The organism is Sulfitobacter sp. (genome assembly GCF_041552635.1).
Classification (GTDB): Bacteria; Pseudomonadota; Alphaproteobacteria; order Rhodobacterales; family Rhodobacteraceae; genus Sulfitobacter.
Window position 1 is genome coordinate 21803 of the sequence record NZ_JBFEKM010000006.1, and the last position, 23503, is coordinate 45305.

Consider the following 23503-nt stretch of genomic DNA (forward strand, 5'->3'; position numbering starts at 1 on the left):
AGACGGAACCAAATATCTGAGTCTTTTCAAGTGGTCCGCATTTGCAGCAATCTACAATCACACATTTGGGTGCCGCATGGGTGGGTTTACTCATTGGTTGGAGTGTCCACGGAGTCATTTTGCATCCATCCCTTTTTGTGGAAGTGTCGCGTGACGATTGAGCGGTTGTAGAGCGGGAAGCCGATCCACAAGCCGTTGGCTGTGATCAGCGACAAGATCGACCACAGGAACATGCCCTTGAATAAGTAATACAGCGGACCGAACAGCAGGCACCACAATCGATGCCAGTTTCCGAGTATGACCTTTTGCTGTCCGTTGAATTTCCATGTTGCCCGAATGACCATTGTGGTCTCCTTTGTTGATTGCGGCTGCAACAGCGCAATAAGATCGAGCGATGGTCGACGTCAGGGTATTTCCTAGATGACTGGGCGTCTGCGCGGCGCACAGGGGCCAGCACTGGCGTCAGCGGCGCATTCGTCGCAACACGTCGTTCCCGCCGGCCACGAGGCCCTCTGGCTCAATGTAACGCGGCCACGCGCGCTTACGGCACCCAAGCGAGATATGGCAGTCACAGCCATCGCTGAAACAACAGCAATTATCCAAATAAATCAGATAGTTAAATGGTGCCCAGGGGCGGAATCGAACCACCGACACGAGGATTTTCAATCCACTGCTCTACCCCTGAGCTACCCGGGCACCGGAGACCACCGTAATGGTCGGGTGAGCGGTTTCTAGAAGGTTGCTGCTGGGGTGTCCATAGTCTTTTGCACTGTTTGGCAAAGGTTTTTTGCTTACGGCCCAAACGGGGTTCAATGTGGCTTTGATGGCGCGTTCAATGCGGCTTCTGTTGCCTCTAGTGCGGTCTCGATATCATCGGGGTCATTGCTGGGGGCCGCATAGCTGCCGTTAAGCCACTTGGCCAAGTCGATGTCGGCGCAGCGGCGCGAGCAGAAGGGGCGGTATTTGGGTGAAATTTCGCCGCTGCAGATTGGACAACTCACTTTAGAACCTCAGACATTGGCATGCGGGCGCGTTTGCGTTGCAGTTCGTAATGGCCCAAAGGCGTCCAGCCGATCAAGGTGGTCTCCACATCATCGGCGCGGAAGGCCTGACGCAAGGCTGTCTCGAAGGGACGGCGGTCTTTCTTGGGCATGGGCGCAAGATCCAGCGTAATCTGCCCACCAAGGCCGCGCAGGCGCAGCGCGCGGGGCAAAGCACGGGCGCAGGACATGTTGGCCTTGACCCCTGCCGCAAGGGACACATCAGCGCCGGTATTCACGTCCACAGCCACCAAGGCGCGGGTGGGCTCTACGAACATCGATGCGCCACCATCTAGCGTGACACGAGGTTGGCGCAGATTGTCGATGGCATCCAGCACGGCGTGAGTTTCAAAACTGCCCGGTTCCGTCACAACTTCGGCAGGTGCTACCCAATCACGCCAAGCAAGAATATGCGGGCCATCACCTTCGGACAGCACTTCCATTTCGGTCGCCGTGTCGCCAAGCACCTTGTCGGCGAGGGTCAGCATGGCGTCGATGTCATCGGCGATATCGTCGCCATCTGCACCAGCACATGAAGATCGCAGAATCAGGCCATGTGTGGCCCCTTGGGCCGCCTCGTGAGCAATCTCGAGCAAACGGTCACGCTCTTCCTCGTCACGGATAGAGCGCGAGATGTTGGTGCCCGGCGCACCGGGCGTCACGATGGCATAGCGGCTTTTGAACAGCACCTTTTGGGTGACGGGAACAGCCTTGCCGGGTTCGGCATAGCCTGACACCTGCACCAATATCGGCTGACCAGGGGCAAGCCCTTTGATCTGGCGCAAGAAGGCCGAACCATCAGGGGTTTTCAGGAACATACCGCCCTGCCCTTTGACAGGCCGGTCCGCGATGGCGCGGTAGATGGTACCGGGGCGAGGTCCGTCGCTGTCGATCAGCAGATCATCCAACTTACCGTCAACCATCAAGGCAGCGGCCTCAACCCCTGCGAAATGGTCCAGAACGATTGTGCGGCCCTTCATGATGTCTCTCCATCGAAAATATAGCCTGCGGCGCGCAGCAGGTTTGCGGTTTCGGCAAGGGGCAGCCCCACAATGCCGGTAAATGACCCGCTGATCCACGGGATCAACGCGCCTGCGGGGCCTTGGATGCCATAGCCGCCCGCCTTGCCCTGCCAGTCGCCGGTGGCAAGATAGGCGGTCACCTCGGCGTCGGACAGGCGCTTCATGCGCACCGTGCTAACCACGTCACGTTCCCACATCTTGTCGCCACGTTTGACAGCGACAGCCGTAATCACCTTGTGACGACGCCCCGACATGAGCCGTAAAAAGCTGGCAGCTTCGTCCGCGTTTTCGGGCTTGCCCAGAATGCGCCGCCCCACGGCAACGGTGGTATCGGCACACAGCACGATATCTTCCGGGCCAACCTGCAAAATCGCGGCCTTTTCACGTGCCATCCGCGCGCAATAGGGACGCGGCAGTTCGGCCTTGTGAGGCGTCTCGTCAATATCAGGGGCGCGGATGTCGTCAGGCACAACGCCAATTTGCGCCAGCAATTCCTTGCGGCGCGGACTGCCTGATCCGAGAATAAAGGTCATATGCAACCCCGAAGCGCTGACCGAAAATCGCGAGACTTCCGGTAAAACGCGTTATTTAAAGCGGTAATTGATCCGGCCCTTGCTCAGATCATAGGGGGTCATTTCCACCTGTACTTTATCGCCTGCCAGAACACGAATGCGGTTTTTGCGCATTTTGCCTGCCGTATGTGCGATAATCTCATGGCCGTTTTCAAGCTCGACCCGGAATGTCGCATTCGGCAGGAGTTCCTTGACAATACCGGGGAATTCGAGCGTGTCTTCCTTGGCCATGGTCTCTCCTTGAATACTATGTCCCGCAATTCCGGGACGCAGGCTTAAATGGGCGCAATCTTCCCGTTTTTCAAGGCCTATTCACATTAAGGATACGTTTATCGCCGTTGCGTCGCGTCCGGCCTGATCTTGCCAATGCGCGCGGTTCAACACAACGCCATCTGCACGGACACGGGCAATTTGGGCCAAATCGACCTCGGCATAGGTCCATCCGGGCACGTTAATGTCGGCTGCGGCCAGCACCCCGGTCGGCGGAAAGCCGACATCCGGCGGGCAAAAGATGCCCCCCGCCCCATAAGACAGGCCCAAAGCGTCCGACCAATCCGCAGGCCCAACGCACGAAGACATCGCCGTGATGCACTGATTCTCAAGCGCGCGGGCCATGGACCCGATCCGAACACGCCAATAGCCTGCCATGGATTCGGTGACGCTGGGGACCGCGATGATGTCACATTCGGCAAGCGCGCGGCCCAGCAGCGGAAATTCGCTGTCGTAGCATATTAGGATGCCGATTTTACCAATCGTAGTGTCAAACACCTGCAAGGCATTGCCGCCGATAACATGCCAGACCTCGCGCTCGAAACGCGTCATAATCTGCTTGTCTTGCACGCCGATCTTGCCATCGGGTGTGATCAACCTTGCGCGGTTCACGGGCCGCGTCGCAGTCGCCGCAGGGCCAGAGGCGGCAACGATATGGACGCCGTATTCTGCCGCCAGCTTTTGATGCAACACGTCTGCGTCGGGCAATCGGTCCGATACTGCAAACAAAGATGCCTCAAGATCAGCCGCCACGTCGAGGCCTGCCAAGGTCGCCAGCTCCATCGCGCCATATTCCGGGAAAACCAGCAGTTTCGCCCCGTATTGGGCGGCCCCTGCGACCCAGCTGGCCAGCTTGTCTTCATACTGGGCCCAGCTGGTCAGCACATCCAGGGGATAGGCAGCTGTTGCGATCTTCATCTTATGTCTCCGGCTTGTGTGATGCCTATGGTGCGCCCGATGCGGCTCCGCTTCAAGAGGTGGCTGCGCTGGCATGCACTATTTTGACATTTAGAAATCCGCCACCTGCTAGTGACATAAAACTTGCCACTTATCGCAAATAGTTTCACAAAAATGAAAACCAACCAAGGGTATGGCAATGATCAAGAAGGGCGTAACCCTGCGCGGGATCGAAGTCTTCGAAGCGCTGGCAAGCTGTGGATCGGTCGCACAGGCGGCGGAAATCACGGGCCTTAGCCAACCCGCCGTCAGCCAACAGATAAGCAACCTTGAAGCGGCCGTTGGCGTGGCCCTGCTGGACCACAGCCGCCGACCAATGCGGTTAACCGCAGCAGGCGAAGGTTTTTTGCGGCGTATGACATTGGCGTTGACGCAACTGCGGCTGGCGCAAAGCGAATTAACGGTGATGGATCTAGCCCATTTAACGGACCTCAGCTTGGGTGTGATCGACGATTTCGACAATGACCTGACCCCGCGCTTGGCCACGATGCTGGCAGATAGCATGGCGGGCTGTCGGTTCCGTATGATCACGGACAGCAGCAAAAACCTAATCCAAGCGATGCAGGAAAAATCCTTGCACATTGCCATCGCAGCCACCAGCGGCGATGCCAAGGAAGGGCTGATCGAACTGCCCCTGGCCCGCGACCCATTCATCGTTGTCACACCATCGGATTTTCACGGACGGGTTGTTGATCTGCTGGAAGGGCGCGGGCAGCTGCCATTCCTCCGCTACGAATCACATCAGTTGATCGCGAACCAGATCGAAAACCACCTGACGCGCAGCAATATTACACTGGAATCGCAATTCGAAATCGGCAGCCATCTGGCGCTGATGGCCATGGTGGCACGCGGCATTGGCTGGGCGATCACCACACCGTTCGGCTTTGGACGGGCAGAACGGTTTCATGCAGCCCTTGGCGCGCATCCCTTGCCCGCACCCGGCGTATCGCGGCAGATATCGCTGTTCACGGGGGCCGACTGGACGGGACCGGTGTCGCGCAATATTGCCACCACCATGCGTCAATTACTGCAGACCCATATGATCGCGCCAATGCATACGCAGCTACCTTGGCTTGCAGGCAGCTTTCACACCCTTGAGGGTTAGCAGCCTTGCACGCGCCGTTGCTTGCTGGTTCATTGACCGAAACGAAAGGCACCCCTCATGAGCAAGATCGTAATCCTCACCGGTGCAGGCATATCCGCCGAAAGCGGGATCGAAACTTTCCGCGCCGAAGACGGCCTTTGGGCGCAACACCGGGTAGAGGACGTGGCCACACCTGAAGGATTTTCCCGAGATCCCGAACTGGTGGTTGATTTCTATAATGCCCGCCGCAAGCAAGCCGCCGAAGTGTCGCCCAATGCCGCCCACAAGGCATTGGCCCGGCTTGAGCAGCTATATGCGGGTCAGGTGGTTGTGGTCACTCAGAATGTCGATGATCTGCACGAAAAAGGCGGGTCAAAAAACGTGATGCACATGCATGGCGCGTTGAAATCGGCCCTGTGCGCGGCCTGTAATCACCGCTGGCCCGCGCCAATGGTGATGGCACCGGGGGATGTTTGCCCGAAATGCGCGGCCCCTGCTGCGCGGCCTGATATCGTCTGGTTCGGAGAGATGCCATATGACATGGACGAGATCTTTGACCATCTGGCCGAAGCTGACATCTTTGCCGCCATTGGCACATCGGGAAATGTCTATCCTGCGGCGGGTTTCGTCGCCGAGGCACGGCGCAACGGTGCCCACACAATCGAGCTGAACCTAGAGCGGTCCGCCGTGGGCAACCAGTTCGCGGAACATCGCACAGGCCCCGCGACGCGCGTTGTGTCCGAATGGGTCGACGAGGTGCTGGGAAACACGGCGCATGGGCGGCCCGGCTTCAGGTGATCCTGTCGCCAGACCGCCAAGCGTCGCTTAGTTAGACATGTCGCCATGTTTGGCGTGGTTCATTTTGTCATGGCCGGAATGGTCCATTGTGCCGTGGCCAGGCTGACGGTCCTGATCAACGATTACGTCAATCTCAACCGGTCCGGCCTTTTCAAACTCCAGCGTCACTTTGATAATATCGCCCTGCTCAAGAGGCCGCTTCAGCCCCAAGAACATCAGGTGATCACCGCCACGTTTGAATTCATGGGCCGCGTCCACCGCGATTGGCACGCCGCCCTCGATTTCGCCCATGCGCATCACGCCATTCGCATCTTCGGCGTGCTGGTGCAGTTCGACTTTCTCCGCCACATCCGAAGACGCACCAACCAGCCGGTCATCGGCCCCTGTGTGGTTCATCAGCATGAGAAAGGCGGCACCGGATGTTGATGCAGCGGTCGAACTGCGGGCATAGGCGTCATGCACCATCATGCCCTGTGCTGCCAAAGGTGCGGCGGACAGCAAAACGATCGCGCAGACCGCGCGGGTCAAAGATATAAGTTTCATTGGGATTTCCTGTAAATTGATAAGTGTCTGAGGTATTTTGAATCAGACAAATACAGGGGGCCCCCTTGGGCCGGGTCGTTCAATACGTTGCGCGAGGACCGGCAAAACCGGCTTGGGACGGGCCCGTTCGAAAGTGATCAGCCGCTCTGGCACGACCGGCCGAAGCACCGCCTCGTCGAAGGCGATATTCAATGCCGAATCGGGACATATATGCGGTGCGCTGGTTGGCTTGCCCTGCGCGTCGAAATAGATAGCCAAAGGCCCAGAGCCCGTACACAACACCATCTGCCCCGTCGCGGCGGACGCCCCACGGGCCACAGCCATGCTTTGCCCGGTCAAGGCCAGCATCATGGCAAGCGCAATCGCAATGATAGAACGGAATGTCATAGGGGGCTTACTTAAGGCGTCGACCACAAATCTGCGAGAGGTAAAAACGCCGCAACCCCGGCCAAGAGACCGGGGATGCAAAATTCGTGTCGTAAAGGACAGCTTAGGAAAGCGCGTCAGCAGTCGTTGTTGCAGACTTAGCAATCGCTTTCTTGACCTTCAGGGCGTTGCCGGACAGTTCTGTATCCTTGGCTTTCGCCATGAACTTGTCCAAACCACCACGGTGGTCAACAGTGCGCAACGCAGCCGCGGAAATGCGGAACTTGAAGCTGCGGCCCAGCGATTCAGACTGCAGGGTCACATCGTTCAAGTTAGGCAAAAACCGGCGACGGGTGCGGTTTTTGGCGTGGCTTACGTTGTTGCCCGTCATCGGGCCTTTTCCGGTCAATTCGCAAACACGCGACATGGGTTAATCCTTTTGCTGCGGGGCGGTGACGGCGATCCGGCACAAACCCAAACGGGCTGCTTTACGGCAACCCTGAAATTCGTTTGCTGGCTTTAGGCGGAATCAGTAGCGGGGTCAACCCAAGCCTGCGCTACAAGATGCGTTTTTCCTTTTGCATCCGTGCAAAAGATTTGCCATTTGTGACCCATGCATATTCAGACACGCGCCCTTCTTGTCCACCTCTTTACTGCAACGGGTGCGATTTTCGCCATGCTTGCCATGCTCGCTGCGGTGGACGGCAAATGGGATATGATGTTCCTGTGGCTGGTTGTCGCGTTTTTTGTCGATGGCATCGACGGCCCCTTGGCGCGCAAATATAATGTCAAAACCAATGCGCCCCAGTTCGACGGAGTCCTGCTGGACCTGATCATCGACTATCTGACCTATGTGTTTATCCCAGCCTTTGCGCTGTTCAAATCCGGCCTGATGGACGGGTGGAGCGGGTGGGTGATGATCATCATCATTACCTTCGCCAGCGCGATGTATTTCTGTGATACCCGCATGAAAACAAAAGACAATTCCTTTTGGGGTTTTCCGGGGTGCTGGAACATGCTGGTGCTGGTGCTGTTTGCGCTCAGCCCGCCTTGGTGGGTGTCGCTGATCCTTGTGACCTTTCTTGCCGGGACAATGTTCGCGCCGCTGAAATTCGTCCACCCCGTCCGCACAGAGCGCTGGCGGCCAGTGACATTGCCCATGGCGCTTGCGTGGACCTTCTTTGCAGGATGGGCCGCTTGGGTCGATTTTCATCCCGAAAGTTGGGCGCATTGGGGGTTGGTTATCACCAGCTTGTATCTGACCTTCGCAGGCGTCGCCCAGCAGTTCCTTTACGAGCGTAACTTGTAGGGTGGGTGAATAACCCACGCCCCTCTTCGCTCAAGAAAAATCCGTTATATCAAAAGACCTGCCGCACCCTCGTGGCGCAGCAGTGCGATCTTGGTCTCAATTCCCCCTGCGCCGGAATATCCTGTCAGCCCCTTGGCCCCCATCACTCGGTGACACGGAATGATCACGGGAATCGGGTTCTGCCCACAAGCCTGCCCCACCACCTGTGCAGGGATGCCAAGCTTTTTGGCAATATCGCCATAGGTGCAGGTTTCACCAAAGGGAATCGCTGAAATCTCGCCACAGACGGCGCGCAGAACGTCGCTGCCTGCGACCTGCAATGGCACGTCGAATTGCGTCAACCTGCCCGCATCAAAGGCCCGCAATTGATCAGCGGCACGGTCCAAAAGATCGCTGGTGGCCCCTGCATCTACATGACCCCAAGACAGGCGCGTGATCGCGCCTGTCTCTTCGGTCAGGGTCAGCGTGCCGAACTGCGTCACAACCGAGCATTGCTTCATGCCGCAGCGTTGCTCAGCGGGGGCACCATCCTAGGACACGGCCTCGTCACAACGGCTGCATACGCCAGCGTGGCTATGCGTGCCGACATCCGGCAACACCTTCCAGCAGCGCGCACATTTTTCGCCGTCCGCCTTTTCAAAGATCACCGCGACGCCGTCCGTTTCCGGCATGCGGAACGCTTCGGCGGGGGCATCATCGCCTGTGATCGTGATCTGCGACGTGATGCAGACATCCTCAAAGGCGACGCTTTCCAGTGCTGCACGCTGCGCATCATCGGCGACATAGACAATGGGGGCCGCCTCAAGCGAGGCCCCGATCACTTTCTCGACCCGCTGCACCTCGAGAGCCGACGTCACGACCCGCCGTGCGGCGCGTACCTTGGCCCATTTGGCCGCCAGATCGGCGTCCAGCCAGTCCTTGGGTGTTTCGGGGATGTCAGTCAGATGAACCGAGCTTTCTTCGCCGGGGAACCGCTCCAGCCAGACTTCTTCCATGGTGAACACCAGAACCGGGGCCAACCATGTGGTCAGACGGTGGAACAGGATATCCAGCACAGTGCGCGCCGCACGACGGCGTGCCGTGTCACCATCACAATACAACGCATCCTTGCGCACATCGAAATAGAACGCCGACAGATCGACCGTCGCAAAGGTGAACACCGCCTGAAAAACGCCCTGAAAATCGAACTTGGCATAGCCGTCGCGCACGACTTGATCCAGCTCTGCCACACGGTGCAGCACCCAGCGCTCAAGTTCCGGCATATCAGCGGGGGCCGTCCGGTCGCTTTCTTCGAAATCGGACAGCGCGCCCAGCATATACCGCATGGTATTGCGCAGGCGGCGATAGCTATCGGCGACGCCTTTCAGAATTTCAGGCCCGATGCGCTGGTCTGCGGTATAGTCGGTCTGCGCCACCCAAAGCCGCAGAATATCCGCGCCGTATTGCTGCACGATCTTTTCGGGCACGATGGTGTTCCCGATGGATTTGGACATCTTCATGCCCTTCTCGTCCAGCGTAAACCCGTGCGTGACCACATTGCGGTACGGCGCGTGGCCTGTCGTGCCAACCGATTGCAGCAGCGATGAATGGAACCAGCCCCGGTGCTGGTCGGTGCCTTCCATATAGACATCTGCGATGCCATCCTTGGTCCCGTCCGGGCGGTCGCGCAGTACAAACGCATGGGTCGAACCGGAATCAAACCACACGTCCAAAATGTCGAACACCTGATTATAGTCGTCAGGGTTCACGATCCCGCTCAGAAAGCGTTCCTTGGCCCCGTCTTCGTACCAGACATCCGCGCCATCCGCTTCAAACGCGTCAACGACACGCTGGTTCACATCCCCGTTGCGCAGCAGGAAATCGGCATCCGTCGGCAGCGCGCCCTTTTTGGTAAAGCAGGTCAGCGGCACACCCCACGCGCGTTGGCGCGACAACACCCAATCAGGCCGTGCCTCCATCATCGAATACAGGCGGTTGCGGCCCTTTTTGGGCACCCAGTTGACGTTATCAATTTCGGTCAGGGCACGTTCACGGATCGTCTTGCCATGCATGTCCAACCCGTCGCCGACAGGTTTGTCGATCGCGGCAAACCATTGCGGCGTGTTGCGATAGATCACCGGAGCTTTGGACCGCCACGAATGCGGGTAGCTGTGCTTGATCTTGCCACGCGCCAGCAGCCCGCCAACTTCGACCAGCTTGTTGATCACGGCGGTGTTAGCATCACCCTCTTTGCCGTTTGGCTTGAGGATGCTTTTCCCGCCAAAGAACGGCAGGTCAACGCGGAAGGATCCGTCTTCGACCACATTGTAGGTGATCACTTGCTCCAGCATCCCCAGATCGCGGTACAGTTCATATTCCTCAAGGCCATGCGACGGCGCACAATGCACGAAACCCGTGCCTTCGGTGTCGGTCACAAAATCAGCGGCACGGAAATCACGCAGATCATCCCATTCGCCATTTGCGCCTTCTGCACCGGCCAGCGGGTGCTGCAAGCTGATCTTGGCCAGATCATCCTGCGTCACATCAGACACACGGCGCACTTGCGTTTCATCAAGACGCGCGCGACCGAACACCTCCATCGCCATCCCGTCGGACAGGATATAGCGATCACCGACGTTGACCCAGGATTCCTCTGGGCAGTCGGTCACTTCGTACAGGCCGTAAGCAATGTCTTCGCCGTAAACGACGGCCTTGTTGCTGGGCATGGTCCAAGGCGTCGTGGTCCAGATCACCACCTGCGCCCCGTCCAATGCAGCGTCGCCCGTCCCCACAACCTTGAATTTCACCCAAATGGTAAAGCTTTCCTTGTCGTGATACTCCACCTCAGCCTCGGCCAAAGCGGTCTTTTCCACCGGCGACCACATCACGGGCTTGGATCCCTGATAAAGCGTACCGTTCATCAGAAACTTCATGAACTCTTCTGCGATCACACGCTCCGCATGGAAATCCATGGTCAAATACGGATCGGCCCAATTGCCGGTGATGCCCAAACGCTTGAATTCTTCGCGCTGGATGTCCACCCAACCGGCAGCAAACTTGCGGCACTCAGCGCGGAAATCATTGATCGGCACGTCGTCCTTGTTCTTGCCCTTCTGGCGGTATTGTTCCTCGATCTTCCATTCAATCGGCAGACCGTGACAATCCCACCCGGGGATATAGCGCGCATCAAAACCCATCATCTGGTGCGATCGCACGATCATGTCCTTGATGGTTTTGTTCAGCGCGTGACCAATGTGCAGATGGCCGTTGGCATAGGGCGGTCCGTCATGCAGCGTAAAAGGTGTGCGCCCTTCTTTCTCACGCAACCGATCATAAACGCCAATCTTCTCCCACCGCTCAAGCCATTCCGGCTCGCGCTTGGGCAGCCCGGCGCGCATCGGAAAATCGGTCTTGGGCAGATTCAGCGTGGATTTGTAGTCTACTGTTTCGGGGGTGTCGGCGCACATATGGGGCGTCCTTTGGCAAACGAATATGAAAAGGGATGGTCAGCTGCGGTGCGAGTGTCTCGAACACCTAAGGCCCGGCGTCTCGTCAAATCAGAGCGCCGGGAAAATAATTCGAATAATGATCACGGATATCCGGTTCATACGCGCCTTATAGGCTCCACCAAGACAACCGACAAGCCCCCCACCCCGCGTTCTCTGGCTCTTAAATATCCCGGGGTTTGGGGCAGCGCCCCAATCTTGCGTCCCACTCACCCCTCAGCCTGCGGTCCTTTGCTGAACAACCCCGACAAGGCCCGCTTGATGATGCTGCGCACCTTGGGTCTGCGCCCTTGGGAAAACGGCATCGGACGGCAGACTTCCATAGCGGCAACACCGACCCGCGCCGTCAGTGCACCGTTAACCAGCCCCTCGCCAAAGCGGCGCGAAAGCTTGGCCAACATCGTCCCACCCAAAATCGGCTCGAGCATATCGTCGCCCACCGCAACCGCGCCGGTGGCCACCAGATGCGACATCACCACCCGCGTCAGCCGCCACGACCCGAAAAACCCCGACCGTCCGCCATAAATCTCGGCGATGCGGCGGATCATGCGCAGGTTGCTGGTCAGGGCTGCGGCCACATCAGCCAGTGCCAGCGGCACCAGTGCGGTCACCGTCGCGACTTGCCGCGCTGCGGCCTCGACCTCGCGGCTGGCGGCAATATCAAGCGGACCCAGCAATTCTGTCTCGGCCAAAGCCAACAGACTATGGGCATCCAGCTGATCTTCGCGCAGCTCGGCCAAGCGGTCGCGGCCCCAGCGGGTGTCTTCACGTCCCTTGTACAGTCCAACCAAACGGTCCGTCACCGACCGCGCTGCTTTCAAATCATCTTGCGCCAACGCCTCGCCTACGTCGTGGTGCAATCCGTCCAGCCGCGCGAGCCGGCTAAACGCCGCAAGCTCGCGCAGGCACAGCAAGGCCAACACCAGCAGCAATGCGCCGATCAGCACGCTCATTGCCAACCCGATCACGGGATAGCTGGCCATCAGACCGGCAATGAAATTCCACGCAGCAATGGATACCAGCGCCCCGACAAAGGTCGTGAGCAACCACCAGAACAGCTTGACCAGCTTTGACGGTTTGCGCGCCCCCAGCCGTGCTGCGATCTGCATCGCCTGCCCTTGGGGTGCGGGCATGCCAACCTCGGGCACGGGGGGCGCTTCGGAAACAGAAGGGCGGGGTGCCGCGTCTTCTTCTAGATCAAACAAGATCGGACCTTTTGCCATCACGCAGCCCCTTTTTTCCATTCGAACCGGATGTCCGGTAAACCAAAGTCATTGCCGGACCCGTCGCTGCGCGCAATCTCGACAAAGGACGCCTTGCGATAAAACCGCGACGCCCGTGCATTTGCTTCAAAACTCCACAGCCCCAAATCATCCCGCGCACGTTTGGCGCGTTCCATCAGGGCGCGAGCAATGCCTTTGCCCTGCGCTGCGGGGTGCAGATACAGGCCGTGAATTTCTGCCTCGCGCCGCGCGAGGAAACCGACGATCAGCGCCTCTGACCGTGCGACTTCGACCCAGCCAGCGTCGATCATGTCGCCCAACGTGCCAATTTCCTCGGCATTGCTGTGGACGCGGGGCAGCCACCCAAGGCCCGCGTTTGCCTGCGCCATCACATCGGCCAAAGATCCGGCGTCCAGTACATGTGCAGGTCCGATCGCGAGCTCCTCCAATGTCACAGCTTGTCGCCGATCAGGAATTCAGCCGCTTTGTCCAACCGGATATGCGGTGGACCGTCGCCGGGGCGCAGGTTCAGCTTTGCAGGGGCAAAGCGCATGATTTTATAGTCCTGATCCAGCCATTTATCTGCGCCTGCCCGCGCGGGGCTTAGCAGATGCGCGGGGTCTTTGGGCAATTCGCCCGGATAGAACGCCGCCTCTTTTCCGGTCTCAAGCAAGCTACCCCGCACGACATCCAAGGTTTCGCCGTCATGCGGCATCGACGCTTCGGTCGTGGCGCGCAGCGATGCCAGTGACATCGCAGAGGTGCCCGCCCCTGCGAACCGCGCGCGGTCACGGGCATCACGGGTCAGCGCCTCCATGATCGCGGTCAGACTGGGGTGTTGGGAATGATGCAGATGATCGGCTTTGGTCGCGGCGAAGAGTATTTTCTCGACCCGTTTGCCGCGCAGAATTTGTGTCATAAAGCCGTTGCGACCGGGTTTAAAGCTGCTCAGGATCTCGCTCATTGCGGCGCGCAGGTCTTCGACCGCGCGCGGGCCTTGATTGATCGCGCCAAGGGCATCGACCAGCACGACCTGACGGTCAATCTTGGCAAAATGGTCGCGGAAAAATGGTTGTACGACCTTGCGTTTATACGCCTCAAAACGCCGCGCCATTTCGCGCAGCAGCGACCCGCGTGGCCCGTCCCCGCCGGGCAGCGGCGCGAATGTCAGCACAGGCGATCCGGCCAGATCACCGGGCAACAAGAACCGCCCCGGCGTGCAATCCGAATAGCCGTTTGCGCGTGCAGTTTGCAGATATTCGGCAAAGCTTGCAGCAAGGGTTTGGGCTGTAGGCTCATCAAGGTCGGCTTGTGGATCAGTATCAGCGATCAACGCGCGATACGCTTCGGCTTCCGCGCGCCCCTCGATCCGCTTGAGAACCTGCGCGGACCATTTAGCGTAATCCACATCCATCAACGCCAGATCCAGCAGCCATTCACCCGGATAATCCACGATATCCAGATGGATTGTGCGCGGTCCCTGAAACCCCGCCAACAGACCGTTGGGGCGCACACGCAGGGACAAGCGCAGTTCAGATATCGCGCGGGTGCTGTCGGGCCAATGGGGCGTCGGGCCGGTCAAAGCGGCAAGATGGTTCTCATATTCAAAGCGCGGCACGGTGTCGTCAGGCTGGGGCTGCAAAAACGCGGCCTCGATCCGGCCCTCGGACGCGGCCAGCAAACCCGGCATCCGTCCGCGGTCCAGCAGGTTCGCCACCAGCGACGTGATAAACACAGTCTTTCCCGAACGCGCCAATCCGGTGACGCCCAGACGGATGACCGGCTCAAAGAACACCTCGGACACGCCATCCTGCACGTTTTCCACCTGCCGCCAAATACCATCGGCAATTTTTGAAAGTACCAAAGCCCGCGCCCGCCCTAATCTTGTTGTTGCCTGGTCTTGCTGCTGAAAGAGAACATAAGCACGGGGAGCAGGGATTGCCAGAAGGCACCACCCACGCTAAGCCCGCGCCATGTATCGCTTTGCCCTGAAAATCGAATATAACGGCGTACCTTTCGTAGGCTGGCAACGGCAGATCGGCCTTGCAACGGTTCAGGGTGTCGTCGAAGCGGCCTTGGCCAAGGTTGAGCCCCGCGCCCACAAGATCGCTGCCGCAGGGCGGACCGATGGGGGTGTGCACGCAATGGGTCAGGTGGCCCACTGCGATATGGAACGCAACTGGGAACCGTTCCGTCTATCAGAAGCGCTGAACTATCACATGAAACCCAACCCGGTGGCGGTCGTCGATTGCGCGCCCGTGGGTCAGGATTTTCATGCGCGTTTTTCAGCGCAGGAACGTCGCTATCACTTTCGCATTCTGGTGCGCCGTGCGCCTGCGACCCATCAGGCAGGGCTGGTCTGGCAGGTAAAAAAACCGCTTAATCTGGAGGCAATGCGCGCAGGGGCGGCGCATCTAATCGGGAAACATGATTTCACCACGTTCCGCTCCACGATCTGCCAGTCGGCGACGCCGGTCAAAACCGTTGACCGTATTGATATTTCTGCCGTCGAAACCCTTGGCGGGCTTGAGGTACATCTGGACGTGCGCGCACGGTCGTTCCTGCACAATCAGGTTCGCAGCTTTGTCGGCACCCTAGAACGGGTTGGCGCAGGGTCGCTGACGCCCGATGATGTCAAAACGATGCGCGATGCGCGCGACCGGCAGGCATGCGGTCCGGTATCGCCGCCGCATGGGTTATATCTGACGCATGTGGGATATCCCGTGGATCCGTTCGCACGCTAGGTTTTCTGGATCGGGTTCCAAATGCCGTGATGCGGGCCTTCGGCGTCCAAACGCTCGAACCCATGTGCGCCAAAGAAATCACGCTGCGCCTGAATAAGGTTGGCCGTGCCACGCCCGCGCCGGATCGTGTCATACCACGCCAATGCCGCGCTAAGCGAAGGCACGGCGACACCTGCGAGAACAGCCGCCGCAACGACGCGCCGCAAAGCGCCGATTGACCTTTCCAGCATCTCTGAAATCGCAGGCGCAAGCACCAGTTCGCCCTGAGGAGCATCGCCCCGAAAGGCTGCGGCGAAATCGTCCAGCAAGGCAGAGCGGATAATACACCCGGCCCGCCAGATTTCGGAAATGCGCGCCATATCAAGCTGCCAGTCAAAGTCTGCCGACGCCGCGGCAAGGATACGAAATCCCTGCGCGTGGCCGAGGATACGAGCGGCAAGCAGGGCGTGTTCAAGATCAGCGGGTGGTGGGAAATCGCTTTGCTGTGGCATTTCCGGCAGCTGCGGCTCGGCGGTCACGCGTGTTCCCTTCTCGCTCGACCACCCGCGCGCACCGACTGCGGCCTCAATCGTGCTGGCGGATTGCCCCAGTTTTAGCGCCTCGATCAAAGTCCAGCGACCGGTGCCCTTTTGCCCCGCATGATCAAGGATCACATCCACCAAAGGTTGGCCCGTTTCGGGGTCCACTGTCTTAAGCGCCGCCGCCGAAACCTCGATCAGATACGAGCTTAGCGGGCCGTTTTGCCAGCCTTCGAACAGCGCGCCGATTTCTGGGGCTGACTGGCCGCCCGTATCACGCAGCAGGCCATAAACCTCTGCGATCATTTGCATATCAGCATATTCGATGCCGTTATGCACGGTCTTCACAAAATGGCCCGCCCCATCGGGGCCCAGATGCGCCACACAGGGATCGCCCTCGAACTTGGCAGCGATGGCCTGTACCATCGGGCGCAGCTGGTCCCAGCTGTGCGGCGTACCGCCCACCATCATCGACGGGCCATGCCGCGCCCCTTCGGCACCGCCCGAAACGCCCATCCCAACGAAATGCCGCCCCGTCCCCTTGAAGGCGGCGGATCTGCGACGGGTATCGTTGAAATCTGCGTTGCCGCCATCAATGATCGTGTCGCCTTCGTCCAGCAGGGGCATGATCGCGTCAATCATGGCGTCCATTGGCGCACCCGAGGGGATCATGAACAAAATGCTGCGCGGGCGGGCAATGGCGGCGACGAAATCCGATAGCGTTTCGGTGCCTGTCAGGCGCGCCTCAAGGGGGCCGGACGCATCAATGAATGGGACGATCCAATCCGCTTCCTTATTGCTGACCGCGACCTTGAACCCGTGATCCGCAAGGTTCAGCGCCAGCGCGCTCCCCATGGTGCCCAGACCGTAAACCCCGATATCGGCGTCGCCGTGATGCATTATCATGCCTCTTGTTCCTTCTTGGTTTGCGAAAAGAGTGGCGATGCGAACTCTGCGCTACAAGGGTAAACTGGCAAGAATTTGATTTCAGTTATGAATTCGTTTACAAAGAGCACATAAAAGCAAAAACAAGTATTCAGGCATTTGGTTTCAGAATGATGCACGCCTTCAAACGCGCGTGGGCGGATATGATCCTTCCCATGTGGCAACGCCCAAAAATGGTGCAGGTCGCAGCACTGTGCTACCGTGAAACGGAAAACGGGAAACAGGTCTTATTAGTCACCAGCCGGGACACCGGACGATGGATTGTGCCTAAAGGCTGGCCGATCGACGGGATGAACGGTGCGCAGGCCGCACTTCGCGAGGCATGGGAAGAGGCAGGTGTGTCAAAGGCCGATATAGAAACCGATCCCATCGGATTTTATGATTACGACAAAGGGTTGAACGACGGGCTGTCCACACCTGTGGTGGCGCAAGTCTATTTGACACGTGTGCGCCATATTCAAGATGCCTACCCCGAGGTCGGCCAGCGCACACGGCGTTGGTTTACCCCGAAAGAAGCCGCGCAGCTTGTTGCAGAACCAGCGCTTAGGGAAATATTGTTAAGCCTCTGATGCCCCTGCATGCCGTCTGGCTTGTTAAATCATCTGCCATATGCCACCACCGCCGGGTTTGAGAAACCGGAGCCTTCATGACAGACGCACCCAAAGGTCAGCAGTGGAAAACACTGGACACCGACCTGCACCGCATTTCGCGCGTTGAGCAAGCCGCCAGTTATGTTGCGCGGCCCATGGTCGGTCTGGGCATCGCTTTGGCCTTTATTGTCATGGCGGCTTTGGCGGCTGCCGTCTTCCTTGGGCATGCCCCCTCGAATTTTATCGTGATCGCAGCGGCCGCATTCGGGGCCTATATGGCCGTCAATATCGGCGCAAATGACGTTGCCAACAACATGGGGCCTGCGGTCGGGGCCAAGGCGCTGAGCATGGGCTGGGCCATTGTGATTGCCGCCGTATGCGAAAGTGCCGGCGCGCTGCTGGCGGGGGGCGATGTCGTCTCAACCATTGCCAAGGGCATCATCGACCCCGCATCGGTTTCAGATACCAAAGTCTTTATTTGGGCGATGATGGCCGCGCTGATATCTTCTGCGCTTTGGGTGAACCTTGCCACTTGGGTGGGCGCGCCGGTGTCGACCACACATTCGGTTGTGGGCGGCGTCATGGGGGCCGGAATAGCCGCAGCAGGGATGGCGGCCGTCAACTGGGCGTCGATGGGTATGATCGCCGCAAGCTGGATCATTTCGCCAGCGTTAGGCGGCCTGATCGCTGCGCTGTTTCTGGCCCTGATTAAATCTAAAATACTATATCAAGAGGATAAAATCGCAGCTGCGCGCCGCTGGGTTCCGATATTGATCGGCGTCATGGCAGGCGTCTTTGCCGCCTATCTCGCCCTAAAGGGGTTGGGCAAAATCATCCACATCAACATGGGCAGCGCCCTGTTGATTGGCTTGGGGTTGGGTGTCGTGGCCTATGTGCTGTCGCGCCCTTATGTCGAACGCAAATCCCACGGGATGGAGAACCGCAATAAATCCGTCAAACTGCTTTTCGCCCTGCCCCTGATCTTTTCCGCAGCCCTGCTAAGCTTTGCCCACGGGGCGAATGATGTCGCCAATGCCGTGGGACCGTTAGCAGCAATTGTGCATGCCAGCGAATTCGGCGGGGTAGAGGCCAAAGTATCAATCCCCATGTGGGTCATGGTCATCGGCGCTTTCGGAATCTCGTTCGGGTTGTTCCTGTTCGGCCCCAAGCTGATCCGCATGGTGGGCAGCCAGATCACGAAACTGAACCCGATGCGCGCCTATTGCGTAGCGCTTTCAGCCGCGATTACCGTAATCGTCGCATCAGGGTTGGGCCTGCCCGTCAGTTCAACGCATATCGCTGTGGGGGGCGTGTTTGGCGTGGGGTTCTACCGCGAATGGCATATGGAACGCCGCCTGCGCCGCCCCGGTGCCATTGTCGGCCGCGTGAACAGCATGGCCATCGAGGAACGGCGCAGGCGCAAGCTGGTGCGCCGGTCGCACTTCATGACAATCCTCGCCGCTTGGGTCATCACGGTTCCTGCGGCGGCAATCATGTCGGCGGTGATTTACTGGGTCCTGACCAGCCTAGTCAGTTAAGGTCCGACGGTGTCAGATTGGGCAGCCCCTGCCGTGCGTCTTGCGCCCTTTTGATCTGCTGGGACACGCGGATACACATCGGGGTCGGCACTGACTTTTGGGCCCCCATGTCGATGATCAACCCCTGAAGCGCGTCAATCTCTGTCGGTTTGCCAAGCTCGATATCATAGGACATCGACGTGCGCGCGGTCGGATCAATCGTCAGCATCTTTGTCGCGACGCGTGAAAACAACGGCGTGGGCAAGCGCAACACCCACGGGATCAGGCCAACTGGCAGCGGCGTGGTGGACGCTGCCGAAATGCCATGCGCCTTGAGCACAAGCAACGCCTCGGCCATTTGCGCGGCCATGATGCAGCGCCACGGGCGGCTAAGCAGCTGTTCCTGCAAGGTCAGTCCCGAGAGCGCGTTCAAGCCATTGTTCAGGTTGATCAGCAGCTTGCCCCATTGGACGGCTTCAATCTGCCCCGTTTCGGTGAACATCAGATCGGGCGTGTCCAGATGTTGGCCGATATCTTTCGGGCCAGCCTCGATCACAATGTCGCCGCTGGTGGCGCGATGATAGCTGCCAGCGGCCGTTGGGACGACATTGAAGGGCACCATTCCTGCGCGCACATCAAATTGCGGCAAGCATTGGCGCAAAACCTGTGCGGCCTCCATCCCGTTTTGCAAGCTTAGCACCGTTGCTGTCGGTGCCGCATGGGTGGCGATGGCATGAGCTATCGTCGCACTATCGCCGGTCTTTACGCAGACTAGGATAATTCGGGCACTAGCCAAACATGCCAAATCGTCTGACAGGGTCACGTCAGAGCCATCGACCGCACAATCAAGCCCGCCAAAATCGGTCAGGCGCAAACCGTGCGATCTGATATGGTCAAGAATACGCGGGCGGCCCAAAAGCGTGACGGGGTGCCCCGCCGCCGCCAACAGCCCGCCCACGAAACAGCCGATCGCCCCTGCACCCGCAACGACGATCGGCTGATTTAGCATCACTTGCCCAAGCACCAGCGCATGACGGATTTTTGAGCATGCAGCCGGTTTTCCGCCTCGTCAAAGATCACCGAACTGGGGCCATCCATCACCGAGCTTGTCACCTCGTCATCGCGGTGCGCGGGCAGGCAATGCATGAACAAGGCATCTGGTTTTGCCTTGGCCATCAGCGCATCATTCACCTGATAGCCGCGCAGTTGGTTATGGCGCCGTTCACGCGCTGATTGCGGGTCGTGCATGGAAACCCATGTGTCTGTGACCACCAGATCAGCGCCCTCGACCGCCTTGTTCGGGTCGCGTTCAGTTGTGTAAAGCCCGTTGAGCGAGGATTCCGGATCAAGGGTTGGCGGGCCAGTAAAGACCAGTTCAAAGTCAAAGCTTTTGGCCGCGTGGGCAAAGCTTGCGAACACGTTGTTGCCGTCCCCGGACCAGACGACTTTCTTGCCCTTGATCGGGCCGTTGTGTTCCTCGAAGGTCATAATATCCGCCATGATCTGGCATGGGTGCGTCCGGTTCGTCAGCCCGTTGATGACCGGAACAGACGCGTATTCAGCCATTTCAAGCAGGGTTGCTTCTTCGAAGGTGCGGATCATGATCAAATCGACATAGCGCGACAGCACACGCGCGGTGTCGGCGATGGTTTCGCCGTGGCCAAGCTGCATGTCAGCACCGGACAGGACCATCGTTTGGCCGCCCATCTGGCGCACACCGACGTCGAAACTGACGCGGGTCCGTGTAGAGGGCTTTTCGAAAATCAGCGCGACCATGTGGTCTTTGAGCGGCTGCTCGTCATCAGGCGCACCGCGGGGGCGTCCTTGACGGCTGGCTTTCATGGCGGCGGCGTGATCAATGATGTGCCGCAGATCGGCAGGATCGGTTTGGTGGATATCGAGAAAATGGTTCATAAGAGATTCTTTTATTTAGAAAGGAAGGGGGGCCAGCCCCCCAACCCCCCGGAGTTTATTTGGCAAAATGAAGATCAGGCGGATTTGAGGCTGCCTGCTGCTTGATCAAGGCGCGAGATGGCTTCGGCAATTTCTTCATCGGTGATGTTGAGAGGCGGCAGAAGGCGGATCACATTATCTGCTGCTGGAACTGTGATGACCTCATGCGCATAGCCGGCACTGAGCACATCGCTGTTGGTTGCCTTGCATTTGAGCCCAAGCATCAAACCGCTGCCGCGCACGCTTTCGAATATATCGGGATGGTTGGCGACCAGACCTTCTAGCTTTTGGCGGATCAGCCCTGCCTTGCGGTTCACCTCGGCCAGGAATTCAGGTGTGCCGATAATATCGATAACGGCGTTGCCGACGGCACATCCCAACGGGTTGCCGCCATAGGTCGATCCATGGGTGCCAGCGGTCATGCCCGATGCGGCATCTTCTGTCGCAAGAACGGCCCCCAAGGGGAACCCACCGCCGATACCTTTGGCGACCATCATGATGTCAGGGGCAATGCCGGACCATTCATGGGCAAAAAGCTTGCCAGTCCGCCCAACACCGCATTGCACCTCGTCCATGATCAGCAGGATGCCATGTTCATCACACAGATCGCGCAAACCCTTGAGACATTGATCAGGCACCGGGCGAATGCCGCCTTCACCCTGAACCGGTTCGATCAAGATTGCAGCCGTGGTATCGGTAATCGCTGCCGTCAGCGCATCATGATCGCCAAATTCAAGATGTACAAACCCCGGCAAAAGCGGGCCAAACCCTTTGGTCATTTTTTCAGACCCCGCAGCCGCAATCCCGGCAGAGGACCGACCATGGAAGGAGCCCGAAAAGGTGATGATCTCGACACGGTCAGGCTGACCTTTGTCATAGAAATACTTGCGAGCCATCTTGACCGCCAGTTCACAAGATTCAGTGCCGGAATTTGTGAAAAATACCGTGTCGGCAAAGCTGAGCGCGACCAGTTTATCGGCCAGCGCCTGTTGTTGCGGGATTTGGTACAGATTCGACGTGTGCCAAAGCTTGCCCGCCTGTTCCGTCAGGGCAGATACCAATGCAGGATGTGCATGCCCCAAGGCGTTCACGGCGATACCGGCCCCCAGATCCAGAAATCGGCGACCGTCTTGTTCGATCAGCCAAGCGCCTTCGCCTTTGACAAAGCTAAGTGGCGCACGAGAATAGGTCGGCAGAACAGATGGGATCATCAGGAACATCCTTAGGGGTTGGCCGCATCAAAGCCACAAAAGGCCATGGGTTCGGCAAAGGGTCAATGGGATTTACGAAACAGCGACGGATTATTGTCGCAAAAGATCACGTCTACCCCTGTCGGGGCAGTCAGCTGGCTTAGCTTTGGCGTCGTCGCGAGATATGGGATACGCATTTGATCATGGCTGTTGGATAAAGCCCCATTCCGGTTTTGCAAAGCTAAATTGCGATGGCCGGTCGTGTTTTCCGAGCTGGTCTGTGAAGATAATCAAATATGATGTGGTTTTGAGGGCCTGAATACAGCCACAAGCGGCTCAAACACAGGATCGCGCCTTGCACCCAAGCTGTCAGTGATTAGTATAGGAACTTGAAATTTTCCAAGGCGGTCCGAGTTGGGGCCGCTTTTTAGCTAAGGACGCCAAATGTCTTGGACCGATGACCGCGTAGAGATTTTGAAAAAGATGTGGGGTGAGGGGCAGTCCGCCAGCCAGATCGCCAAAGAGTTGGGCGGCGTGACACGCAACGCCGTGATTGGCAAAGTACACCGCTTGGGGCTGTCGAACCGCACCACCACTGGTGCTGCAGCGGCCCCTGTTGCAGCAGCACCCGCAGCCCCCAAGGCCGAGGCAAAGCCGAAACCGGCCCCCAAGCCCGAACCCAAAGAAAAGGTCGAAGAGGTCGCCGAGACACCTGCGCCCAAGCCGAACCTGCCAGCACGGGCCAAGATTATCCCAGCCGGCCAGCCTTTGCCCCCGCAGCCGTCGGCTAACGAGATCAGCCCCGAAGCGCTGGCTAAGGTTAGTGAGATCGAGAAGAAATCAAAGAAGATCGGCCTGATGGACCTGACCGAACGGACATGCAAATGGCCTGTCGGCGATCCCGCAACGGATGATTTCTGGTTCTGCGGTCTGCCTGTGCAGCAGGGTAAACCCTATTGCGAAGCCCATGTCGGCGTCGCCTTTCAACCGATGAGCGCGCGGCGCGACCGCCGCCGGTAAACGCGCAGCAAACATCCTCTCCCCCGTCGTGCAACCCCTGCGCGGGAGAGGGACTTACATCTCAAAGCTTTGATTTACACCACCGCCCCGACGACACTAGCCGACGGCCGTTTTCCCACGCCGGTCATTGCGAAGCTGGGCATACAGCACATGCGTGCGCCACCGCCCGTCGATCTGAAGATAGCTCTGCGCTACCCCCTCGTATTTAAAGCCAGTCTTTTCCAGCAACCCCCGCGATGCAGCGTTTTCAGGCAAGCAAGCAGCCTCAATCCGGCTAAGATCCAGACGGGTGAACGCATGGTGCACCGTCGCTTCGATCGCTTCGCGCATATAGCCGCGGCGCGCGAATTGTTCGCC

The 23503-nt window shown here is 58.6% G+C and carries 26 protein-coding genes and 1 tRNA gene; 7 read left to right on the plus strand and 20 right to left on the minus strand.

What is annotated here, in order from left to right; all coding sequences use genetic code 11:
- Positions 1-86 precede the first annotated feature (86 nt).
- The 7 genes from ABYT07_RS01350 to ABYT07_RS01380 form a co-directional block, all read right to left on the minus strand.
- The gene (locus tag ABYT07_RS01350; RefSeq protein ID WP_372988818.1) at positions 87-344 is read right to left on the minus strand and encodes a hypothetical protein; all 258 of its coding nucleotides are present in this window, start codon (positions 342-344) and stop codon (positions 87-89) included.
- A gap of 277 nt (positions 345-621) precedes the next feature.
- Positions 622-696, minus strand: a tRNA-Phe gene (locus ABYT07_RS01355).
- Between the two features lie 113 nt (positions 697-809).
- Positions 810-1001 (minus strand): DNA gyrase inhibitor YacG, encoded by a 192-nt coding sequence (locus tag ABYT07_RS01360; RefSeq protein ID WP_372988820.1) that lies wholly within the window; start codon positions 999-1001, stop codon positions 810-812.
- On the minus strand, positions 998-2020 hold the full coding sequence (locus ABYT07_RS01365) for a ribonuclease E/G (protein ID WP_372988822.1): 1023 nt from the start codon (positions 2018-2020) through the stop codon (positions 998-1000). The genes ABYT07_RS01360 and ABYT07_RS01365 overlap by 4 nt, the downstream gene beginning before the upstream one ends.
- A complete protein-coding gene (locus tag ABYT07_RS01370; RefSeq protein WP_372988824.1) occupies positions 2017-2595 on the minus strand; it encodes a nucleoside triphosphate pyrophosphatase in 579 nt (192 codons plus the stop codon). The genes ABYT07_RS01365 and ABYT07_RS01370 overlap by 4 nt, the downstream gene beginning before the upstream one ends.
- A gap of 51 nt (positions 2596-2646) precedes the next feature.
- The gene (infA, locus tag ABYT07_RS01375; RefSeq protein WP_005851736.1) at positions 2647-2865 is read right to left on the minus strand and encodes a translation initiation factor IF-1; all 219 of its coding nucleotides are present in this window, start codon (positions 2863-2865) and stop codon (positions 2647-2649) included.
- 81 nt (positions 2866-2946) lie between these two features.
- A complete protein-coding gene (locus tag ABYT07_RS01380) occupies positions 2947-3822 on the minus strand; it encodes a carbon-nitrogen hydrolase family protein (RefSeq protein ID WP_372988827.1) in 876 nt (291 codons plus the stop codon).
- Positions 3823-4000: 178 nt separating this feature from the next.
- Here ABYT07_RS01380 and ABYT07_RS01385 point away from each other — a divergent pair, with 178 nt between their 5' ends.
- Together ABYT07_RS01385 and cobB are read left to right on the plus strand one after the other, a co-directional pair.
- Complete coding sequence (locus tag ABYT07_RS01385; protein ID WP_372988829.1) at positions 4001-4966, plus strand: LysR family transcriptional regulator; 966 nt, start codon at positions 4001-4003, stop codon at positions 4964-4966.
- Positions 4967-5023: 57 nt separating this feature from the next.
- Complete coding sequence (cobB, locus tag ABYT07_RS01390) at positions 5024-5743, plus strand: Sir2 family NAD+-dependent deacetylase (RefSeq protein ID WP_372988831.1); 720 nt, start codon at positions 5024-5026, stop codon at positions 5741-5743.
- 27 nt (positions 5744-5770) lie between these two features.
- On the opposite strand, the gene ABYT07_RS01395 is transcribed toward cobB, so the two are convergent.
- The 3 genes from ABYT07_RS01395 to rpmB all read right to left on the minus strand — a co-directional run bounded on the left by ABYT07_RS01395 (position 5771) and on the right by rpmB (position 7079).
- Positions 5771-6286: a copper chaperone PCu(A)C gene (locus tag ABYT07_RS01395; protein ID WP_372988833.1), complete on the minus strand. Its 516-nt coding sequence runs from the start codon at positions 6284-6286 to the stop codon at positions 5771-5773.
- Positions 6287-6328: 42 nt separating this feature from the next.
- Positions 6329-6673, minus strand: coding sequence for a hypothetical protein (locus tag ABYT07_RS01400; RefSeq protein WP_372988835.1), 345 nt, complete (start codon positions 6671-6673; stop codon positions 6329-6331).
- A 103-nt stretch (positions 6674-6776) separates the two neighbouring features.
- Positions 6777-7079, minus strand: a complete 303-nt coding sequence (gene rpmB, locus ABYT07_RS01405) for a 50S ribosomal protein L28 (protein WP_008226682.1) — start codon at positions 7077-7079, stop codon at positions 6777-6779.
- Between the two features lie 186 nt (positions 7080-7265).
- Between rpmB and ABYT07_RS01410 the strand changes: the two genes are divergently transcribed.
- Positions 7266-7961 carry a phosphatidylcholine/phosphatidylserine synthase gene (locus ABYT07_RS01410; protein ID WP_372988838.1) on the plus strand — a complete coding sequence of 232 codons (696 nt, stop codon included), beginning with the start codon at positions 7266-7268 and terminating at the stop codon, positions 7959-7961.
- 44 nt (positions 7962-8005) lie between these two features.
- Here ABYT07_RS01410 and ABYT07_RS01415 read toward each other — a convergent pair whose 3' ends face one another.
- From ABYT07_RS01415 to ABYT07_RS01435, 5 genes are all read right to left on the minus strand, one after another.
- On the minus strand, positions 8006-8461 hold the full coding sequence (locus tag ABYT07_RS01415; RefSeq protein WP_372988840.1) for a methylated-DNA--[protein]-cysteine S-methyltransferase: 456 nt from the start codon (positions 8459-8461) through the stop codon (positions 8006-8008).
- A 30-nt stretch (positions 8462-8491) separates the two neighbouring features.
- Positions 8492-11407, minus strand: a complete 2916-nt coding sequence (ileS, locus tag ABYT07_RS01420) for an isoleucine--tRNA ligase (protein ID WP_372988842.1) — start codon at positions 11405-11407, stop codon at positions 8492-8494.
- Positions 11408-11655: 248 nt separating this feature from the next.
- Positions 11656-12669: a YcjF family protein gene (locus ABYT07_RS01425; RefSeq protein WP_372988844.1), complete on the minus strand. Its 1014-nt coding sequence runs from the start codon at positions 12667-12669 to the stop codon at positions 11656-11658.
- Entirely contained in the window at positions 12669-13124 is a 456-nt protein-coding gene (locus ABYT07_RS01430) for a GNAT family N-acetyltransferase (protein WP_372988846.1), read from the minus strand. Before ABYT07_RS01430 ends, ABYT07_RS01425 begins: the two co-directional genes overlap by 1 nt.
- Positions 13121-14533 carry a YcjX family protein gene (locus ABYT07_RS01435; protein ID WP_372988848.1) on the minus strand — a complete coding sequence of 471 codons (1413 nt, stop codon included), beginning with the start codon at positions 14531-14533 and terminating at the stop codon, positions 13121-13123. Before ABYT07_RS01435 ends, ABYT07_RS01430 begins: the two co-directional genes overlap by 4 nt.
- Positions 14534-14642: 109 nt before the next feature.
- On the opposite strand from ABYT07_RS01435, the gene truA reads away from it, so the two are divergent.
- On the plus strand, positions 14643-15413 hold the full coding sequence (gene truA / locus ABYT07_RS01440) for a tRNA pseudouridine(38-40) synthase TruA (protein WP_372988850.1): 771 nt from the start codon (positions 14643-14645) through the stop codon (positions 15411-15413).
- Here truA and gndA read toward each other — a convergent pair.
- Entirely contained in the window at positions 15410-16837 is a 1428-nt protein-coding gene (gene gndA, locus ABYT07_RS01445; RefSeq protein ID WP_372988852.1) for an NADP-dependent phosphogluconate dehydrogenase, read from the minus strand. The two genes, truA and gndA, sit on opposite strands and share 4 nt — an antisense overlap.
- Positions 16838-16986: 149 nt before the next feature.
- Between gndA and ABYT07_RS01450 the strand changes: the two genes are divergently transcribed.
- Positions 16987-17445 carry an NUDIX hydrolase gene (locus ABYT07_RS01450; protein ID WP_372988867.1) on the plus strand — a complete coding sequence of 153 codons (459 nt, stop codon included), beginning with the start codon at positions 16987-16989 and terminating at the stop codon, positions 17443-17445.
- Between the two features lie 77 nt (positions 17446-17522).
- The gene (locus tag ABYT07_RS01455) at positions 17523-19004 is read left to right on the plus strand and encodes an inorganic phosphate transporter (protein ID WP_372988854.1); all 1482 of its coding nucleotides are present in this window, start codon (positions 17523-17525) and stop codon (positions 19002-19004) included.
- Here the strand turns inward: ABYT07_RS01455 and ABYT07_RS01460 are convergent.
- The 3 genes from ABYT07_RS01460 to ABYT07_RS01470 form a co-directional block, all read right to left on the minus strand.
- Positions 18997-19992 (minus strand): 2-dehydropantoate 2-reductase, encoded by a 996-nt coding sequence (locus ABYT07_RS01460; protein ID WP_372988856.1) that lies wholly within the window; start codon positions 19990-19992, stop codon positions 18997-18999. The two genes, ABYT07_RS01455 and ABYT07_RS01460, sit on opposite strands and share 8 nt — an antisense overlap.
- Positions 19992-20897 (minus strand): ornithine carbamoyltransferase, encoded by a 906-nt coding sequence (gene argF / locus ABYT07_RS01465; RefSeq protein ID WP_372988859.1) that lies wholly within the window; start codon positions 20895-20897, stop codon positions 19992-19994. The genes ABYT07_RS01460 and argF overlap by 1 nt, the downstream gene beginning before the upstream one ends.
- Before the next feature lie 74 nt (positions 20898-20971).
- The gene (locus ABYT07_RS01470) at positions 20972-22147 is read right to left on the minus strand and encodes an aspartate aminotransferase family protein (RefSeq protein WP_372988861.1); all 1176 of its coding nucleotides are present in this window, start codon (positions 22145-22147) and stop codon (positions 20972-20974) included.
- A gap of 423 nt (positions 22148-22570) precedes the next feature.
- On the opposite strand from ABYT07_RS01470, the gene ABYT07_RS01475 reads away from it, so the two are divergent.
- Positions 22571-23146: a GcrA family cell cycle regulator gene (locus ABYT07_RS01475; protein WP_372988863.1), complete on the plus strand. Its 576-nt coding sequence runs from the start codon at positions 22571-22573 to the stop codon at positions 23144-23146.
- 96 nt (positions 23147-23242) lie between these two features.
- Here ABYT07_RS01475 and ABYT07_RS01480 read toward each other — a convergent pair.
- Positions 23243-23503 (minus strand): GNAT family N-acetyltransferase (locus ABYT07_RS01480; protein ID WP_372988865.1); only part of this gene is annotated, 261 nt, incomplete at its 5' end.

Coding starts and splice junctions, on each gene's coding strand:
- ABYT07_RS01365 (WP_372988822.1), bottom strand. CDS start 2,020: ATGAAGGGCCGCACAATCGTTCTGGACCATTTCGCAGGGGTTGAGGCC.
- ABYT07_RS01415 (WP_372988840.1), bottom strand. CDS start 8,461: ATGAAGCAATGCTCGGTTGTGACGCAGTTCGGCACGCTGACCCTGACC.
- ABYT07_RS01455 (WP_372988854.1), top strand. CDS start 17,523: ATGACAGACGCACCCAAAGGTCAGCAGTGGAAAACACTGGACACCGAC.
- ABYT07_RS01470 (WP_372988861.1), bottom strand. CDS start 22,147: ATGATCCCATCTGTTCTGCCGACCTATTCTCGTGCGCCACTTAGCTTT.
- ABYT07_RS01370 (WP_372988824.1), bottom strand. CDS start 2,595: ATGACCTTTATTCTCGGATCAGGCAGTCCGCGCCGCAAGGAATTGCTG.
- ABYT07_RS01425 (WP_372988844.1), bottom strand. CDS start 12,669: ATGGCAAAAGGTCCGATCTTGTTTGATCTAGAAGAAGACGCGGCACCC.
- ABYT07_RS01380 (WP_372988827.1), bottom strand. CDS start 3,822: ATGAAGATCGCAACAGCTGCCTATCCCCTGGATGTGCTGACCAGCTGG.
- ABYT07_RS01350 (WP_372988818.1), bottom strand. CDS start 344: ATGGTCATTCGGGCAACATGGAAATTCAACGGACAGCAAAAGGTCATA.
- argF (WP_372988859.1), bottom strand. CDS start 20,897: ATGAACCATTTTCTCGATATCCACCAAACCGATCCTGCCGATCTGCGG.
- ABYT07_RS01400 (WP_372988835.1), bottom strand. CDS start 6,673: ATGACATTCCGTTCTATCATTGCGATTGCGCTTGCCATGATGCTGGCC.
- ABYT07_RS01475 (WP_372988863.1), top strand. CDS start 22,571: ATGTCTTGGACCGATGACCGCGTAGAGATTTTGAAAAAGATGTGGGGT.
- ABYT07_RS01385 (WP_372988829.1), top strand. CDS start 4,001: ATGATCAAGAAGGGCGTAACCCTGCGCGGGATCGAAGTCTTCGAAGCG.
- rpmB (WP_008226682.1), bottom strand. CDS start 7,079: ATGTCGCGTGTTTGCGAATTGACCGGAAAAGGCCCGATGACGGGCAAC.
- ABYT07_RS01450 (WP_372988867.1), top strand. CDS start 16,987: ATGATGCACGCCTTCAAACGCGCGTGGGCGGATATGATCCTTCCCATG.
- ABYT07_RS01410 (WP_372988838.1), top strand. CDS start 7,266: ATGCATATTCAGACACGCGCCCTTCTTGTCCACCTCTTTACTGCAACG.
- ileS (WP_372988842.1), bottom strand. CDS start 11,407: ATGTGCGCCGACACCCCCGAAACAGTAGACTACAAATCCACGCTGAAT.
- cobB (WP_372988831.1), top strand. CDS start 5,024: ATGAGCAAGATCGTAATCCTCACCGGTGCAGGCATATCCGCCGAAAGC.
- ABYT07_RS01395 (WP_372988833.1), bottom strand. CDS start 6,286: ATGAAACTTATATCTTTGACCCGCGCGGTCTGCGCGATCGTTTTGCTG.
- infA (WP_005851736.1), bottom strand. CDS start 2,865: ATGGCCAAGGAAGACACGCTCGAATTCCCCGGTATTGTCAAGGAACTC.
- ABYT07_RS01460 (WP_372988856.1), bottom strand. CDS start 19,992: ATGCTAAATCAGCCGATCGTCGTTGCGGGTGCAGGGGCGATCGGCTGT.
- truA (WP_372988850.1), top strand. CDS start 14,643: ATGTATCGCTTTGCCCTGAAAATCGAATATAACGGCGTACCTTTCGTA.
- gndA (WP_372988852.1), bottom strand. CDS start 16,837: ATGATAATGCATCACGGCGACGCCGATATCGGGGTTTACGGTCTGGGC.